The 14,137-nt window shown below is 71.7% G+C and carries 17 protein-coding genes; 9 read left to right on the top strand and 8 right to left on the bottom strand.

Annotation, left to right across the window (positions count from 1 at the left end; all coding sequences use genetic code 11):
- Window positions 1-2: 2 nt before the first annotated feature.
- From F8566_RS36180 to F8566_RS36170, 3 genes are all read right to left on the bottom strand, one after another.
- Window positions 3-449, bottom strand: a complete 447-nt coding sequence (locus F8566_RS36180) for a hypothetical protein (protein WP_151566379.1) — start codon at window positions 447-449, stop codon at window positions 3-5.
- Between the two features lie 559 nt (window positions 450-1,008).
- Complete coding sequence (locus F8566_RS36175) at window positions 1,009-1,512, bottom strand: SAV_6107 family HEPN domain-containing protein (RefSeq protein ID WP_225993819.1); 504 nt, start codon at window positions 1,510-1,512, stop codon at window positions 1,009-1,011.
- Window positions 1,513-1,775: 263 nt separating this feature from the next.
- The gene (locus F8566_RS36170) at window positions 1,776-2,552 is read right to left on the bottom strand and encodes a L,D-transpeptidase family protein (protein ID WP_151566378.1); all 777 of its coding nucleotides are present in this window, start codon (window positions 2,550-2,552) and stop codon (window positions 1,776-1,778) included.
- Between the two features lie 86 nt (window positions 2,553-2,638).
- Here F8566_RS36170 and F8566_RS36165 point away from each other — a divergent pair, with 86 nt between their 5' ends.
- The 5 genes from F8566_RS36165 to F8566_RS36145 all read left to right on the top strand — a co-directional run bounded on the left by F8566_RS36165 (window position 2,639) and on the right by F8566_RS36145 (window position 5,372).
- A complete protein-coding gene (locus F8566_RS36165; RefSeq protein ID WP_151566576.1) occupies window positions 2,639-3,106 on the top strand; it encodes a YbaK/EbsC family protein in 468 nt (155 codons plus the stop codon).
- Between the two features lie 4 nt (window positions 3,107-3,110).
- Complete coding sequence (locus F8566_RS36160; protein ID WP_151566377.1) at window positions 3,111-3,467, top strand: arsenate reductase family protein; 357 nt, start codon at window positions 3,111-3,113, stop codon at window positions 3,465-3,467.
- Window positions 3,468-3,510: 43 nt separating this feature from the next.
- Window positions 3,511-4,335: a hypothetical protein gene (locus F8566_RS36155; protein WP_151566376.1), complete on the top strand. Its 825-nt coding sequence runs from the start codon at window positions 3,511-3,513 to the stop codon at window positions 4,333-4,335.
- Window positions 4,336-4,345: 10 nt separating this feature from the next.
- On the top strand, window positions 4,346-4,678 hold the full coding sequence (locus F8566_RS36150; RefSeq protein ID WP_151566375.1) for a hypothetical protein: 333 nt from the start codon (window positions 4,346-4,348) through the stop codon (window positions 4,676-4,678).
- Window positions 4,679-4,772: 94 nt separating this feature from the next.
- Window positions 4,773-5,372: a GNAT family N-acetyltransferase gene (locus F8566_RS36145; RefSeq protein ID WP_225993818.1), complete on the top strand. Its 600-nt coding sequence runs from the start codon at window positions 4,773-4,775 to the stop codon at window positions 5,370-5,372.
- Here the strand turns inward: F8566_RS36145 and metF are convergent.
- Complete coding sequence (metF, locus tag F8566_RS36140) at window positions 5,309-6,244, bottom strand: methylenetetrahydrofolate reductase [NAD(P)H] (RefSeq protein ID WP_151566374.1); 936 nt, start codon at window positions 6,242-6,244, stop codon at window positions 5,309-5,311. The two genes, F8566_RS36145 and metF, sit on opposite strands and share 64 nt — an antisense overlap.
- A 71-nt stretch (window positions 6,245-6,315) precedes the next feature.
- Here metF and F8566_RS36135 point away from each other — a divergent pair, with 71 nt between their 5' ends.
- From F8566_RS36135 to F8566_RS36120, 4 genes are all read left to right on the top strand, one after another.
- Window positions 6,316-7,368, top strand: coding sequence for a polyprenyl synthetase family protein (locus F8566_RS36135; protein ID WP_151566373.1), 1,053 nt, complete (start codon window positions 6,316-6,318; stop codon window positions 7,366-7,368).
- 93 nt (window positions 7,369-7,461) lie between these two features.
- Window positions 7,462-8,007: a carboxymuconolactone decarboxylase family protein gene (locus F8566_RS36130; RefSeq protein ID WP_151566372.1), complete on the top strand. Its 546-nt coding sequence runs from the start codon at window positions 7,462-7,464 to the stop codon at window positions 8,005-8,007.
- Complete coding sequence (locus F8566_RS36125) at window positions 8,007-10,154, top strand: beta-glucosidase family protein (RefSeq protein ID WP_151566371.1); 2,148 nt, start codon at window positions 8,007-8,009, stop codon at window positions 10,152-10,154. Before F8566_RS36130 ends, F8566_RS36125 begins: the two co-directional genes overlap by 1 nt.
- A gap of 98 nt (window positions 10,155-10,252) precedes the next feature.
- Entirely contained in the window at window positions 10,253-11,212 is a 960-nt protein-coding gene (locus tag F8566_RS36120) for a serine/threonine-protein kinase (RefSeq protein ID WP_151566370.1), read from the top strand.
- A gap of 35 nt (window positions 11,213-11,247) precedes the next feature.
- Here the strand turns inward: F8566_RS36120 and F8566_RS50355 are convergent, their stop codons facing one another.
- From F8566_RS50355 to F8566_RS36105, 4 genes are all read right to left on the bottom strand, one after another.
- The gene (locus tag F8566_RS50355) at window positions 11,248-11,412 is read right to left on the bottom strand and encodes a hypothetical protein (RefSeq protein ID WP_192810039.1); all 165 of its coding nucleotides are present in this window, start codon (window positions 11,410-11,412) and stop codon (window positions 11,248-11,250) included.
- 81 nt (window positions 11,413-11,493) lie between these two features.
- Entirely contained in the window at window positions 11,494-12,168 is a 675-nt protein-coding gene (thiE, locus tag F8566_RS36115; RefSeq protein ID WP_225993817.1) for a thiamine phosphate synthase, read from the bottom strand.
- A gap of 145 nt (window positions 12,169-12,313) precedes the next feature.
- Entirely contained in the window at window positions 12,314-12,688 is a 375-nt protein-coding gene (locus tag F8566_RS36110; RefSeq protein WP_151566572.1) for an Rv2175c family DNA-binding protein, read from the bottom strand.
- A gap of 46 nt (window positions 12,689-12,734) precedes the next feature.
- The gene (locus F8566_RS36105; protein ID WP_151566368.1) at window positions 12,735-13,922 is read right to left on the bottom strand and encodes an NAD(P)/FAD-dependent oxidoreductase; all 1,188 of its coding nucleotides are present in this window, start codon (window positions 13,920-13,922) and stop codon (window positions 12,735-12,737) included.
- Between the last annotated feature and the right edge of the window lie 215 nt (window positions 13,923-14,137).

Below are 14,137 nucleotides of genomic sequence, written 5' to 3'. Positions count from 1 at the left end.
GTTCAGCTGCAGCGGATGCGGATCGGCCTGCTCCAGGTGTGCAGGAGGCTCCCACCCTGCTTGGACAGAATGTGCGTCTTGTAGGTGTAGGTGGTCCGCCTGTCACAAGGGATGTTCACGGTCTTGAACTTGCCGCCGACCCAGCGCTGCTGGCCGCCGAGGCGCTGCCATCCCCAGGCGCGGTGCCGCCAGAGGGACGCCGTGTGCACCCACGTCGCGTTGCATCCGGTGGACTTCACGTTGGCCTTGATACGCCTCCCGGCCTTGAATGGAGCACCCGCGACGATGTTGCACCGCCGCGCGGCCTCGGCCTCGGTCGCTGCCGCCGCGACGGCCCCGGCCACGGGCACCGCCTGCTCGCTTGACCGTGCCGCAGCGTTCACCGGCTGGGCGATCCCGACGACGGCCACCGCCGCCATGCCCGCCGACGCCAGCTTGTACAGCTTCATCGTGCCTCCCGTAAGGGCTTGTTGCTTGGGACAAGCCCGATAAGACAATCCCCGCGTCCACAAGGCGTTTGCGGAGCGTTTGCAGCGCACCGCATCTCGCTCAAGGAGAAAGTTCGGGAGTCCTGGCCGGCGATGGTGGATCCGCCCGGTGAGGCTGTTCCGCTTCGGGCTGGTGATCGCGCATGCCCACTTCGGCTGACCGGTGGACCGCGCCGATGGGACCGCCTCGGGGGTCACGGCCACCATCGGCGCGGTCGCGCAGGCTGGAACCGCCCCTCGACGGAGGATGTTGACCAGGCGGTCCCAGCGACTCAGGCGCCGGGGCCGCCACCCGCCGGTGAGGAATGGCGGACGACGGCCCCGGCCTTTCCGGCGCGGCCGCTCAGGGGGAGGGCGGCCGACCCCTCAACCAGGATTTGGAGCCGAACCCCGGAAGAGGTGGGGGTGTGGGGGCGCGCCCCCACACCGGGGGTCCCAGGGGGTCGCCCCCCTGGGCCAGCACCAGGGACGGAAGTGGGAAGGCGACCAAAGGTCGCCGACCACACTTCTCCCGTGGCACCTAGCTCGCCCAGGTGTCAGGAATCGGCAGCGTCGGCTGGCTGGGGATGCCGAGGGAGTCTTCGACCAGGGACACGAAGATCTCGGCGTCGTGCAGGAGTTCGTCGGCCTCGCGCGGCGTGACCGCTCTGGGGAGGCCCGCTTCGGCGGCGGCGCGCTTGTCGGCGCCGGCGGCGAAGAAGGCAGCCCATTCACGGAGTGCCGGGTCGGCCTCGGGCAGGAGGACCCAGACGCTGCGGGGGCGACCGCGGCGGTGGGTCTCCAGGGGTTCCTTGGACGCCAGGACGGCCGCGGCGGCACGCAGGGCGGCAAGGTGGGCGCAGACGTAGCGGACGGCGGCCGAGGTCGCCTCGGCCGCTTCGGCCAGGCCCATCCTGGCGGCCTGGAGCTGCCCGACGGCGGTGTGCGCGGGCCTGGGGGCAGGAAGCGGTCGGGGGCGAGGGCCCGGTGGCTGGCTGATCTGGGCGGACGAGTGAACGCCGTGGGCGGTCATCGTTGCGGACATGCCTGTCTCCTTCCGGCTCGGGCCGGTCGGGCGGAGAGCTTCCCCTCACTCCGCCCGACCGTCCGTCCCGTGGACAACCTCCACGGGGACGTCGCCCTGGCGCGGGCCGCGAGTCCCGCACCACGTCGAACATAAGTTCGACGCACTCACAGTAAATCGCCCTGACGGCGATTCGTCAATGCGTTCGAACGGGTGTCGCCGACCTGCACGATTGCACTGGTCAGCGGCACGAGTTCAGTAGAACAGGAGGGTCGGACAATTCGTCATCGCGGGCGGCGGAGGTGGACGGGGACGTCCGTCCCGACCAGCTTCGGGAAGTACTCGGCGACATGCATGGGCATCCGCACGCAGCCGTGCGAGGCCGGGTAGCGGGGCACGTCGAGGGCGCCGTGGAAGGCGATGCCGCCGTTGAAGTAGATCGGGTTGTAGAGCCGTCCGAGCGGCGAGATCTCCCAGCCGGAGGCGCGCCGGCCGGTCCGGAAGTCGCCGGTGCTGGTGGTGGCGTAACGGCATCGCGCGACGGTGGCGCCGCGGTCCTTGGCGCAGTAGTACTCGCCGGAGCCAGAAGAGATGTGCGTGATGAGGGCGGGCTTGCCGTCCTTGTAGACGACCAGGTACTGGCGGCGCAGGTCGACGTCCACGCGGTCGGCCTCACGGCGCTTGGCCATGGGCTGAGGCGTCTTGGGAGCGTCCAGGGCGGCCCAGAATCTCTTGCCCACGGTGCTGCTCACCTTGAGCCGGTTGACCTTCTGGAACGCCCAGACGGCCATCTGCGTGCCTATCCCGTACCTGCCGTCCACCCGGCCCGGGTCGTAGTCGAGTTCTTTCAGGCGCTGCTGCAGCTCGCGGACGGCGGCCCCCTTGGCGCCCGGCTTCAGCTTGGGGTGCTGGGGTGGGGCTTTCGTGGTCGGCGCAGGGCTGCTCTGCGTGGGGCCGGTCGGGGCGGGGGTGGTCGGCGCGGGGGCGCCGGTGGTCGACCCGTCGGCGGAACAGCCCGCCAGCACGATCACCCCGGCGATCATGATGGTTCGCACGTTCATCGGTCTCCCTCACTCAGCCCATGCCCCATGCGTCCCCTTGGATGCACGATGCGGCGGTGAGGTTCGGACACCCTAAAGTGCTGGCCATGCATCCCAACGCCGAACGTGTGACCTCGGCCCTGCGCGCGAGCGGGGCGGCAGGCGAGGTCATCGAACTCCCCGAGTCCGCCCCCACCGCGCAGGCCGCCGCAGACCAGCTGGGTTGTGAGATCGGAGCCATCGCCAACAGCCTGATCTTCAACGCGGACGGGGCACCGCTGCTGGTGCTGACGAGCGGCGCGCACCGGGTCGACACGGCCAGGATCGCCGCGCTGATCGGGGCGGAGAAGGTCAAGCGGGCGACGCCCGAGTTCGTCCGGGAGGCCACGGGGCAGCCGATCGGCGGCGTCGCGCCCGTGGGCCACCCCGCGCCGGTCCGTACGCTCGTGGACGTCTGGCTGCAGAAGTACGACCAGGTCTGGGCGGCGGGCGGGCACCCGCACACCGTCTTCCCGACCTCGTTCGACGAGCTGCTGCGCATCACCGGGGGCGACCCCGCGGACGTGGGAGACTGACCACGTGAGCACCGAGATCTGGCACAACCCGCGCTGCTCGAAGAGCCGTACCGCCAAGGCCGCGCTGGACGAGGCGGGCGTCGAGTACGTCGAGCGCCGGTACCTGGACGAGCCGCCGACGGCGGAGGAGTTCGCGGCGGTCCTCGACCGGATCGGCGCGGAGCCGTGGGAGGTGGCGCGGCTGACCGAGCCGGTCGCCAAGGAACTGGGCCTGCGGGACCTCGAACACGACCGGGCGCGATGGATCGAGATCATGGTCGCCGACCCGGTGCTCATCCAGCGTCCGATCGTGCTGACCGGCGGCCTCGCCGTGGTGGCCCGCGACCCCGAATCGGTCCGCAAGGCACTCGACAGCGCGTGATGTCGGTGTGATTCTGGGGAACCGACGCTGGTTGGGAGGGGCGATGACCGCGGAGATGCGCACCGGCCCGGGCGCGCGCCACTCGGACTTCCGGGGGATCGACCCTGCGGCGCTCAACCAGCTCATCAAGCAGGTCAAGGACGCCGACAACGCGATCAAGAGCTGGCTGAACGGGCACCGGCCGCCCCCCGGCGTGTCCGCGGCCGGGTACCGCCAGGCCGACCAGGTCGCGCAGTGGGCCGCCGACCAGCTGGGCATGCTGACCCGCCGCTACAACTACGCGATCACGCATCCGGACCAGGGCGGCGGTGTGGACACGCCGCCGGCGCCGCCGTCGCCCGGCACGGGTACGCCCGACCCCGGCACGCCCGGAGGCGGTGGCACGCCCGCGCCGGTCCCTCCGCCGCGCCGCAAGAACACCGTCCCCCGGGGAGCGGGCGACCTCGGCGGCTTCCCGAACCGGCAGGCGGCCCTCAAGGCCGCCAAGGCCGACGCGCTTTCGGTGGCCGCCGCCCTCCAGGACCGCAGGCCGGTCCCGGACTCGGTCTGGAAGCACCTCAAGGCCAACTCCGACGACCCCGACTACACCGAGAAGCTGTACGAGCGGCTCGGCCCGGCCGGGGTGGCCGGCTTGATCGAGGCGGCGAACGGCGACAAGGCGAAGCTCAAAGCGATCCAGGAGGCGCTGGGCATGGCCAGCCATCACATGACGATGGACGTCAAGTGGTTGCGGGCGCTGCTGGCGGAGGCGGACCGCACGGGTGACCGCCCGCTGGTCGTGCAGCTCCTCACCGGCGCCGACGTGACCCAGAAGACCCGCGAGGCCATGGGCAAGCTCGGCCTGCACCCCCGTACCCGATCGGCATAGTGAGGTCCGGATGGCCGCTCCGCCGCCCCCTGGCAGCCTCCCGCCGCCTCTGGACGAGGCGGCGGCGGTGAGCCTGCCGCCCACCGAACAGCCCAACCCCCTCTACCGGCAGCTCTACCAGTCGTACGTCGACGCCTACGGCAGCATCGGGCAGCTCCGCAAGGCCCTCGACCCGGCACTGAAGACCCTGCGCGGCACGGACGCGTGGCTCGGGCCGGAGGCCCGGGAGTGGGGAGGCCAGCTCGACGCGCGGCGCGGCCACCTGCAGAAGGCCGCCGACCGCATCCTCTGGGACATCTACGACCGCCTGTCCGCCACCCAACGGGTCATCACCCGCATCTGAGCAGCCAGCGGGAGAGGTCGATCAAGAGGCCAAGCGGGCTTGTCGATGTAATGGGGGGTGGGTGGGGGCTGGTGGAGGTCTACCCTTCTGATCCGTGAGGGAGCCTAAGCTGCGCGAGATCGACGAGCGGGCCTTCCTGCGCCGCCTGAACCCGATCCTCGGGGTCTACGCGGCCGCGATGCGGCCGCCGGCCGAGCAGCTGCCGGGGCGGCACACGATCATGGAACGGCACGCCGCGTATCCCGGGTTCCGGGCCTTCGTGGCCGAACGGCGTGGATCGTTCCTCGCCCCGACCGAGGTCACCGGCTTCGCGTACGGCTTCCACGGGGCGCGCGGGCAGTGGTGGCACGACGTGGTCCATCAGGCCCTCACCGACCTCGGCGGCCCGGATCACGCGGCGGAGTGGCTCGACGACCCGTTCGAGGTCGCGGAGCTGCACGTCCATCCCGAGCATCAGGGCCAGGGCCTCGGCCGGGCGCTGCTGACCTCGCTCTGCGAGGGGCGCCGGGAGCGGACCGTGGTGCTGTCGACGCTGGACCGCAGGCCCGACTCGCCCGCGCGGCGCCTCTACCGGTCGGTGGGCATGGTCGATCTGCTCACCGACTTCGAGTTCCCCGGCGGCGGGCCGCGCTACGCGGTCATGGGGGCCGCGTTCCCGCTGGCCCCGTACGCGGCGGCGCCGAGCAGCCCGTAGACCTCGCGGGTCGCCGTCGACTTGTTGAACGTGATGAAGTGGATGCCGGGGGCGTCCTGCTCCAGCAGCTCCCGGCAGACCTCGGCGGCGTGCTCGATGCCCAGCCGCCGGACGGCCTCCGGGTCGTCGGCGACGGCCTCGAAGCGGGCCCGCACCTCCGGGGGGAACGGCGCACCGGACAGCTGCTCGGACCGTTCGATCGTGCTCATCTGCGTCACCGGCATGATGCCCGGCAGGATCGGCACGTCACAGCCGTGCGCCGCGACCCGGTCGCGCAGCCGGAAGTAGTCCTCGGCGCGGAAGAACATCTGCGTGATCGCGTAATCGGCGCCCGCCCGGCACTTCTCCACGAAGTAGCGGGTGTCGCTCTCGATGTCGCGCGACCTGGGATGCTTGTAGGGGAACGCCGCGACGCCGACGCAGAAGTCGCCGTACGAACGGATCATCTTGACCAGCTCGGCCGCGTACTCGACGCCCTCGGGGTGCTTGATCCACTCACCCATGGGGTCGCCCGGCGGGTCGCCGCGCAGGGCCAGGATGTTGCGCACGCCCACGGCGGCGAACCGGCCGATGAGGTTGCGCAGCTCGGCCTGGGAGTGGTTGACCGCGGTGAAGTGGGCCACCGGGGTCAGGGTGGTGTCGGTGGCGATCCGCTCGACGATGTCGACGGTGGTGTCGCGGGTGCCGCCGCCCGCCCCGTACGTCACCGAGACGAACGTCGGGTGCAGCGACTCCAGCTCGCGGATCGTGCGCCAGAGGCTCCGGACGCCCTTGTCGGTCTTGGGCGGGAAGAACTCGAACGAGAAGGACCGCCCGCCCTGCGCGAGCAGTTCGCGGATGGTCGGTGCTCGGTCGGGGCGTCCATGTCGCATCCCCCCAGACTAGTGGAGCCCCGGCGGCCCCCCGCGTCGCGGGCGGTGGCCAGATGGATACGATCACGGACATGTCCACCCGGCTCATACGCAAAGAGGTCGATGAGGCCCTCCTGGCCTTCGTCGACCGGCAGCGTCCTGGCCTCCTGGCCATCAGCGACGAGCTGGGCCCCATGTTGTCGGCGCTCGACGCGCTGCTGGCCGGCGGCAAGCGGCTGCGCCCGGCCTTCTGCTACTGGGGCTGGCGCGGCGCCGGCGAGGGCGAGTCGCCCGGCATCGTGAACGCCGCCGCGTCCCTGGAGCTGCTACAGGCCAGCGCACTGATCCACGACGATGTCATGGACTCCAGCGACACCCGCCGAGGCCAGCCGTCCGCGCACCGCCGGTTCGAGGCCATGCACCAGGAGCAGGGCTGGCCTGGCGCGGCCGTGCCGTTCGGCGCGGGCGCCGCGATCCTGCTGGGTGATCTGTGTCTCGCATGGTCCGGCGAGATGTACGAGTCGAGTGCGCTGGACCCCGACCGCCTGCGCCGGGGTCGTGCCTTCTATGACCTGATGCGCACCGAGGTCATGGCCGGGCAGTACCTCGACATGCTGGAGGGCACGCGCGACACCGGCACGGTCGAGACGGCGCTGCGGGTGGTGGAGTACAAGAGCGCGAAGTACACCATCGAGCGGCCGCTGCACATGGGCGCGGCGCTGGCCGGAGCGTCCGACGAGGTCATCGAGGCGCTGAGCGCGTACGGGCGGCCGCTGGGCATCGCGTTCCAGCTCCGCGACGACGTGCTCGGAGTGTTCGGCGATCCGGCCGAGACCGGCAAACCGGCCGGCGACGATCTTCGTGAGGGCAAGCGGACGGTGCTGATGGCGCTGACCCTCGAACGGGCGGACCCCGCGGCGGCCGCGGTGGTCCGGCGGCGGCTGGGCGATCCCGCGCTGGACGCCGCCGGGGTGGCCGGGCTGCGCGCGATCATCGAGGAGACGGGCGGCCTGGCCGCCTGCGAGGCCATGATCGACCGGTACGCGGCGGAGGCCGCGGCCGCGCTGGACGCCGCCCCGCTGACCGGCGAGGCCCGGCAGGCCCTGGGCGAGCTCACGATCGCCGCCACCGCCCGCCGCGTCTGACCGGGTTCACACCCGGTCGGAAAATGACACGATGTGGCCACTTCGGCCGCTCGGGGTAGCACTGTTACACCATTTGGTGGCAGAAATGTCGCCATGCCTGCCGAGACGCCCCGGATCAGCCCGCTCCCCCAGGACGAATGGAGCGACCTGCTCAAGGTCGTGGCCGAGACGACCGGCCCGCTCAACATCTTCACCACGCTGGGCCGCCACCCCGCCTTGTTCGAGTCGTGGATCGGCTTCGGCTCGATGTTGCTCCTGAAGGGCACGCTGAGCGCGCGCGACCGCGAGCTGGCCATCCTGCGCACCGCCCACCACCGGTCCTGCTCGTACGAGTGGCACCATCACCACCGGCTGGGCCTGGAGGCGGGGCTCACCGAGGCGGAGATCGCCGCGCTGCGGCTCGACCTCGACGGCCACAGCTGGAGTGCGGACGACCGCATGGTGCTGGCGGCCGCCGACGACCTCCACGCACGCGGCACTGTGAGCGACGCCACGTGGGCCGAGCTGGCAGGACGGTTCGGCGAACGCGAGCTGATCGAGCTCGTGATGCTCATCGGGCACTACCACCTGCTGGCGTTCACGCTGAACTCCCTGCGCGTCCAGCCTGAGAAGCACGAGGAGCCGGGAGAGGGCGGCTGATGGGTTCCGCCAGAAGATTCGTCGCCGCGGCAGGCACGCTGGCCTCCGTCCTCGCCATGGTGGCCGTGCCCTCTCCGGCGGAAGCGGCCGGACGGTGCGGCGACCCCCGGCAACGCCCCTGGTGTGACACCTCGCTCGGTCCCGACCAGCGCGCCGGGTTGCTGCTGGCCAGGATGACGGTGGACGAGAAGATCGCGCTGATGGCCTCGGACGACCCGATGGGCGGGCCGCTCGGCGGGTTCAGCGAGAACGCGCACGCCGACACCAACGCCGGGATCCCCCGGCTGGGCATACCGCCGCTCTACATGGCCGACGGCCCGGCCGGGGTACGCCAGGGCAAGGCCACGCAGCTGCCCGCGCCGATCGCCGTCGCCGCCGGTTTCGACCCCGGCGCGGCCCGGCGGTACGGCGCCACGGTGGGGTGGGAGGCCAGGCACCGCGGCAACGATGTGATCTTCGGCCCGACGGTGGACGTCCTGCGGACGCCGTGGAACGGGCGCACCTTCGAGGCCTTCGGCGAGGACCCGTACCTCTCCGCGTCGACCGCCGCGTCCTGGGTCCGCGGCGCGCAGGAGCAGGGCGTGGCGGCCTCGGTCAAGCACCTGGCCGTCTACACCCAGGAGACCGACCGCCTCAGGCTGAACATGAAGGTCGCGCAGCGCACGCTCCGCGAGATCTACCTGCCGCCGTTCGAGGCGGCCGTGAAGGAGGGCAGGGCCGGCACCGTGATGTGCGGGTTCGGCCAGTTGAACGGGCGGTGGGCCTGCGAGGACGGGTCGGTCCTCAACAAGATCCTGCGCGCCGAGTGGGGCTTCAAGGGATTCGTCCCGTCGGACCACACGGCCGCCCACGACGCCGTGACCGCGGCCAACGGCGGCCTCGACATGGAGCTGCCGATCGGGCTCAGGTTCAACGCCTGGAACCTCAAGTCGGCGATCGGCCAGAAGAAGGTCTCGCAGGCCAGGATCGACGGCGCCGCCCGCAACATCCTCCGCACGATGTTCGCGTTCGGGGTCTTCGACCGCGCCGCGTACCCCAACGACCTCACCAGGATCGACCGGACCGCGAGCGAGACCGCCGCACGGCAGGTCGCCGAGGCCGGGATCACCCTGCTCAAGAACACCGGCGGCACGCTGCCGCTGAAGGCTCCCAGGTCGGTCGCGCTGATCGGCAAGGCCGCCGGCGAGAACCCCAGCGGCTTCGGCTCGGCGCAGGTGCAGCCGTTCGGCGGCGTCACCCCGCGCCAGGGCATCACGCGGCGGGCCGGGACGGGCACCAAGGTCACCTACCACGACGGCGGGGACCGGGGCCGGGCCGCCGCGGCCGCCAGGGAGGCCGAGGTCGCGATCGTCTTCGCCGCCGACGGCCAGGGCGAGTTCTTCGACAAGTCCTGCCTGACGCTGGCCTGCAGCGGCCTGTTCGCCCGCGACCACGACGCGCTGATCTCCGAGGTCGCCAGGGCCAATCCCAACACCATCGTCGTGCTGGAGACCGGCGGTCCCGTGACGGCCCCGTGGGCGGACCAGGTCAAGGGCATCATCGAGGCCTGGTACCCCGGGCAGCAGGGCGGTGACGCGATCGCCCGCGTCCTCTACGGGGACGTCGATCCCGGCGGCCGGCTCCCGGTGAGCTTCCCCGTTCGCGAAGGTGACGCACCGACTGCGGGCAACCCTGCCCAGTTCCCTGGCGTGAACAAGACCGCGACGTTCTCCGAGGGAGTCTTCGTCGGCTACCGGCACTACGACGCCAAGGGGATCGCGCCGCGCTTCCCGTTCGGGCACGGCCTCTCCTACACCGGCTTCCGCTACAGCGACCTCTCCGTGAGCCCGACGGCCGTCCAGGTCACCGTGACCAACACCGGCTCGCGCTCTGGCATCGCCGTACCGCAGCTCTACCTCGGCTTGCCGTCCCCTGGCGTGGACGTCCCGCAGCCGCCTCGGCAGCTCAAGGGCTATCAGAAGGTCTCCTTGGCACCTGGCGCGAGCACACGTGTCACCTTCCCGCTGACCTCGCGTTCCCTGGCCTATTGGAACGACTCGGCGAACGCGTGGAAGGTCGCCGCGGGCTGCTACAAGGTCATGGTCGGCAACTCCTCGCGCGACATCGCACTGACAAGCAGCTTCGCCCAGGGCGGAGGTGCCTGCTAGGGAAGATCCGAGATACACGGGCGGCTGTCGGTCCCACGCGGTACAAATGACCCAATCAGGCAATCCACCACTCGTCCCCCGCCGAGCCGGAGCCCCCAGTGCCGCAAGATTCCCTTCAAGGGCGGACGCTTCCGCGTCCGTCCCGCCCCGACCGGCCGCTGGGGCCGGACGATCCGCGTCGCGTCGGCGACTACGAGCTGCTCGGCCGCCTCGGCGAGGGCGGCCAGGGCGTGGTCTACCTGGGCCGAGCCGACGACGGCGACCTGGTGACCGTCAAGCTGCTGCGCGGCGGCACCGCCGCCGGCCAGCGGGCGCGCAGCCGCTTCGCCAAGGAGGCCGAGGCCGCCCTGCAGGTGGCCAACCGGCACACGGCCCGGATGCTGGACGCCGACGTGACCGGCGACCGCCCCTACATCGTCAGCGAGTACGTCGAGGGCCCGTCGCTGCAGTACATCGTCGAGGAGGACGGCCCGCTGCCGGAGCCGCAGCTCCGGCGGCTGGCGCTGCGCACGGCGGGCGCGCTGGCGGCCATCCACCGGGCGGGCGTCGTGCACCGCGACTTCAAGCCCGGCAACGTGCTGCTCGGGCCGGACGGCGCGAAGGTCATCGACTTCGGCATCGCCCGGATCCCGGACGCGACGCCGATCACCACCGGCCCGGTCGGCACGCCCGCCTACATGGCGCCCGAGCAGATCGAGGACGAGCCTGTCGGGCCGCCGGCGGACGTCTTCTCCTGGGGCGCCACGATGGTGTTCGCCGCCACCGGACGGCCTCCGTTCGGCACCGGGGCGAGCGCGGCGGTCATGCGGCGCGTCACCACGCGCAGGCCCGATCTGGGTGATCTGGACGGCCCGCTGCGCGATCTGGTCGCCCGCTGCCTCGACAAGAACCCCGCCGCCCGCCCGAAGGCCGGGCAGATCGTCCGGGCACTGCGAGACAACGAGATGCCGAAGCCCAAGCCGAAGCCCAAGCGCATTCCCGCCTATCGCTGGCGGATGATGGTGGCCCTCGCGGCGGTGATGGCGGCGGGATTCCTCATCGGGGTCGTGCTGCTCTAGCACCCGGACGGGCGCCCAGCGCACCGTTCATCAGGTCACCAGTGCGGCGGGCGGTCCTCCAGCAGGCGGTCGTCGTCGTTCCCGCCGCCGCGCCACTCGCCCCAGCCGGTGTCGGTGTCGTCCGACGTCTGGTCCGGCAGGATCTCCAGGTCGTCGTCGGCCAGGTCGACCGGCCGGTCGTCGTCGGGTCCCAAGGTCATGCATCCATTCTGAGGCATGCCGAGACCTGGTTTCGGAGAACCCCGGCCATCGTCCGGATGAACGGATCAGTACGCGGCGGCTCAGTCCACGGGCGGGAGACGCCGCGCGAACTCGGCCGCCGCGGCGCCGGGGTCGGCGGCCTCGGTGAGCGCGCGGACGACCACGACGCGGCGCGCGCCGGTGGCCAGCACCTGGTCGAGGTTGCCGAGATCGATCCCGCCGATCGCGAACCAGGGCCGCCCCTCCCGCTGCGCCGCCACGTACTCCAGCAGCTTGGGCCCCGGCGCCTCGCGGCCGGGCTTGGTCGGGGTCGGCCAGACCGGCCCGGCACAGAAGTAGTCGACGCCCGGCTCCACGGCGGCCGCCGTGGCCTGCTCGCCGGAGTGGGTGGAACGGCCGATCAGGATGTCCTCGCCCACCATGGCGCGGGCCGCCGGGACGGGCAGGTCGTCCTGGCCCAGGTGCAGCACATCGGCGTGCACGGTCTGCGCGATGTCGGCGCGGTCGTTGACCGCCAGCAGGGCGCCGTGCCGCTCGCAGGCGGCCCGGAAGACCCGCAGGTATCCGATCTCCTGCCGCGCCTCCAGGCCCTTCTGGCGGAGCTGGACGATGTCCACACCGTTCGCCAGGACGGCGTCGAGGAACTCCGGCAGGTCTCCCTGCTGCTCCCGGGCGTCGGTGCAGAGGTAGAGGCGCGCGCGGCTGAGCCGGGCTCGCAGGGCGACCGCGCGATCGGAGAGCAGGTGCCTGGACACGGTGCGTGCCGGTTCCTTTCCGGGACGTGGACGCGGGGCCACGCGGACGTCTCCCGCGTGGCCCCGCAATCTTGTCACGTCAGACTTTCTTCCATATTTTTGGGGCATTTCGGGCGAAACGGCGGCCGGGTCTTTTCGGCGCCCGTCAGAACGCGAGCGCCTGAGCGCGCCTGCGCACCTCGGTGCCCCGGTTCTCGCTGAGCGCCTCGACCGGGGTGCCCGGCAGCGTGTCGTCCGCGGTGAACAACCACCGCAGCGTCTCGACGTCGTCGAATCCGGCGTCGGAGAGCAGCGTCAGCGTGCCGGACAGGCCCTTGATGACCTGGCCGTCCTTGATGAACGCCGCGGGGATCGCAGGACTCCCCTCCCGCCTCACGGCCAGGAGCCTGCGTTCGCTGAGAAGCTGCTTGGTGCGGTTGACCTTGATGCCGAGACGATCGGTCGCCTCTGTGAGGGTGAGCCACTCCCCTACGAGGGCATCGGTCTGCGGGTCGAGAGCGTTGTCGACGGTTGCGTGCATCTGCGTCACGCCACCTGCCTACCACTCACGCCGATCCGTCAAACCATCAGGTTTTCACCGCCTGGCGAACGGGCACTCCGGGGTCGGCCACGGCCTCGGGGTCGACCGGCGTCCCGGCCGCGATGATCCGCCGGGCCTGCACCAGGTCACGCGGCCTGTCCACGGTCAAGATCGCGTCCAGGCGGTCGCCGGTGAGCCAGCACACGGCCCATTTGTCCGCCGCGGGATCACCTCGGAAGACCATGCGTTCGGCCACCGGGTGGTACCCCGCGTACTGCACCATCTTGCCGAACTGCTCGGACCAGAAGTACGGCGCCGCGTCGTAGCTCGCCTCCTGCCCGAGCAGGGTGGCGGCGGCCACGTCGGGGGCGTTGAGGGCCGTGTCCCAATGCTCGACGAGCAGCCTCCGGCCGTACCGTTCCGACCACCAGGCGGCACAGTCGCCGACCGCGACGATCTCGGGACGGCCCGTGCGCAGCGACGCGTCCGTGACGACGCCGCCCTCGATCTCCAGCCCGGAACCCGCCAGCCAGCCCACCTCGGGCCGGACGCCGACCCCCACGACGATCTCGTCGGCCGCCACATGATCGCCGTCGGCGAGGAGGAGCCGTCCGTGTTCGACGGCCGCCACCTTGACGCCGGTACGGAGGTCGATCCCCGCCTCGGCGTACCAGCGCGCGGTCAGGCCGCCCACCTGCGGGCCGACCGCGTTCGCCAGCGGCGCGTCCGCGGCCTCGATCACGGTGACCTCGCAGCCCTTCTTCGCGGCGGTGGTCGCGACCTCGGCACCGATCCAGCCCGCGCCGACGATGACGACGCGGGCGCCCGCGGTCAGCCCGGCGCGCAGGCGGCGGGAGTCGTCGAGGGTGCGCAGCACGTGCTGGGGCCCGTCGCCGGGCAGAGTGATCGGGGTCGCGCCGGTGGCGATGACGAGCCCGTCGAACGGCCGGTCGCCCGCCGTGGTCTCCACGGTCCCGCCGCGTCCGGCGTCCAGCCGCAGCGCCGTGGCCCGCTCGCCGAGCAGCAGTTCGCAGCGGAGCCCGTCCCAGTCGGCGTCGACGGTGGTGTCGTCGACCTCCCCGGCGAGGACCGCCTTCGACAGCGGGGGCCGGTCGTACGGCTTGTGCCGTTCGGCCGAGATGAGGGTCAGCTCGCCCTCGTACCCCTTGCTCCGCAGGGCCTCCACGGCCCGAACGCCCGCCAGCCCGCCGCCTGCGACGATCACCCTGTCCATGGAGGCACACCTTAGCCGGGGCACCTCGAGGACAAATGGACGGGTGTCCAGACATGTGCGTACATGCAGGAAGACGTACCCTGGAGGGGATCGCGGGAGTCCGGTTCGACCGGGCTGAGAGGGCGGCTGAGGCCGGCGGCGCCACGGGGAGTGGCGACCGGCCGCACGGGCCGCCGACCGCCAGGACCTGATCCGGATCATGCCGGCGAAGGGAG

Source organism: Actinomadura rudentiformis (assembly GCF_008923185.1).
GTDB lineage: Bacteria > Actinomycetota > Actinomycetes > Streptosporangiales > Streptosporangiaceae > Spirillospora > Spirillospora rudentiformis.
This window is presented reverse-complemented; position numbering and strand designations above follow the sequence as displayed.

Coding starts and splice junctions, on each gene's coding strand:
- F8566_RS36105 (WP_151566368.1), bottom strand. CDS start 13,922: ATGGACAGGGTGATCGTCGCAGGCGGCGGGCTGGCGGGCGTTCGGGCC.
- F8566_RS36110 (WP_151566572.1), bottom strand. CDS start 12,688: ATGCACGCAACCGTCGACAACGCTCTCGACCCGCAGACCGATGCCCTC.
- F8566_RS36175 (WP_225993819.1), bottom strand. CDS start 1,512: ATGTCCGCAACGATGACCGCCCACGGCGTTCACTCGTCCGCCCAGATC.
- F8566_RS50355 (WP_192810039.1), bottom strand. CDS start 11,412: ATGACCTTGGGACCCGACGACGACCGGCCGGTCGACCTGGCCGACGAC.
- F8566_RS36180 (WP_151566379.1), bottom strand. CDS start 449: ATGAAGCTGTACAAGCTGGCGTCGGCGGGCATGGCGGCGGTGGCCGTC.
- F8566_RS36170 (WP_151566378.1), bottom strand. CDS start 2,552: ATGAACGTGCGAACCATCATGATCGCCGGGGTGATCGTGCTGGCGGGC.
- F8566_RS36130 (WP_151566372.1), top strand. CDS start 7,462: ATGCCTGCCGAGACGCCCCGGATCAGCCCGCTCCCCCAGGACGAATGG.
- F8566_RS36135 (WP_151566373.1), top strand. CDS start 6,316: ATGTCCACCCGGCTCATACGCAAAGAGGTCGATGAGGCCCTCCTGGCC.
- F8566_RS36155 (WP_151566376.1), top strand. CDS start 3,511: ATGACCGCGGAGATGCGCACCGGCCCGGGCGCGCGCCACTCGGACTTC.
- F8566_RS36165 (WP_151566576.1), top strand. CDS start 2,639: ATGCATCCCAACGCCGAACGTGTGACCTCGGCCCTGCGCGCGAGCGGG.
- F8566_RS36125 (WP_151566371.1), top strand. CDS start 8,007: ATGGGTTCCGCCAGAAGATTCGTCGCCGCGGCAGGCACGCTGGCCTCC.
- F8566_RS36150 (WP_151566375.1), top strand. CDS start 4,346: ATGGCCGCTCCGCCGCCCCCTGGCAGCCTCCCGCCGCCTCTGGACGAG.
- metF (WP_151566374.1), bottom strand. CDS start 6,244: ATGCGACATGGACGCCCCGACCGAGCACCGACCATCCGCGAACTGCTC.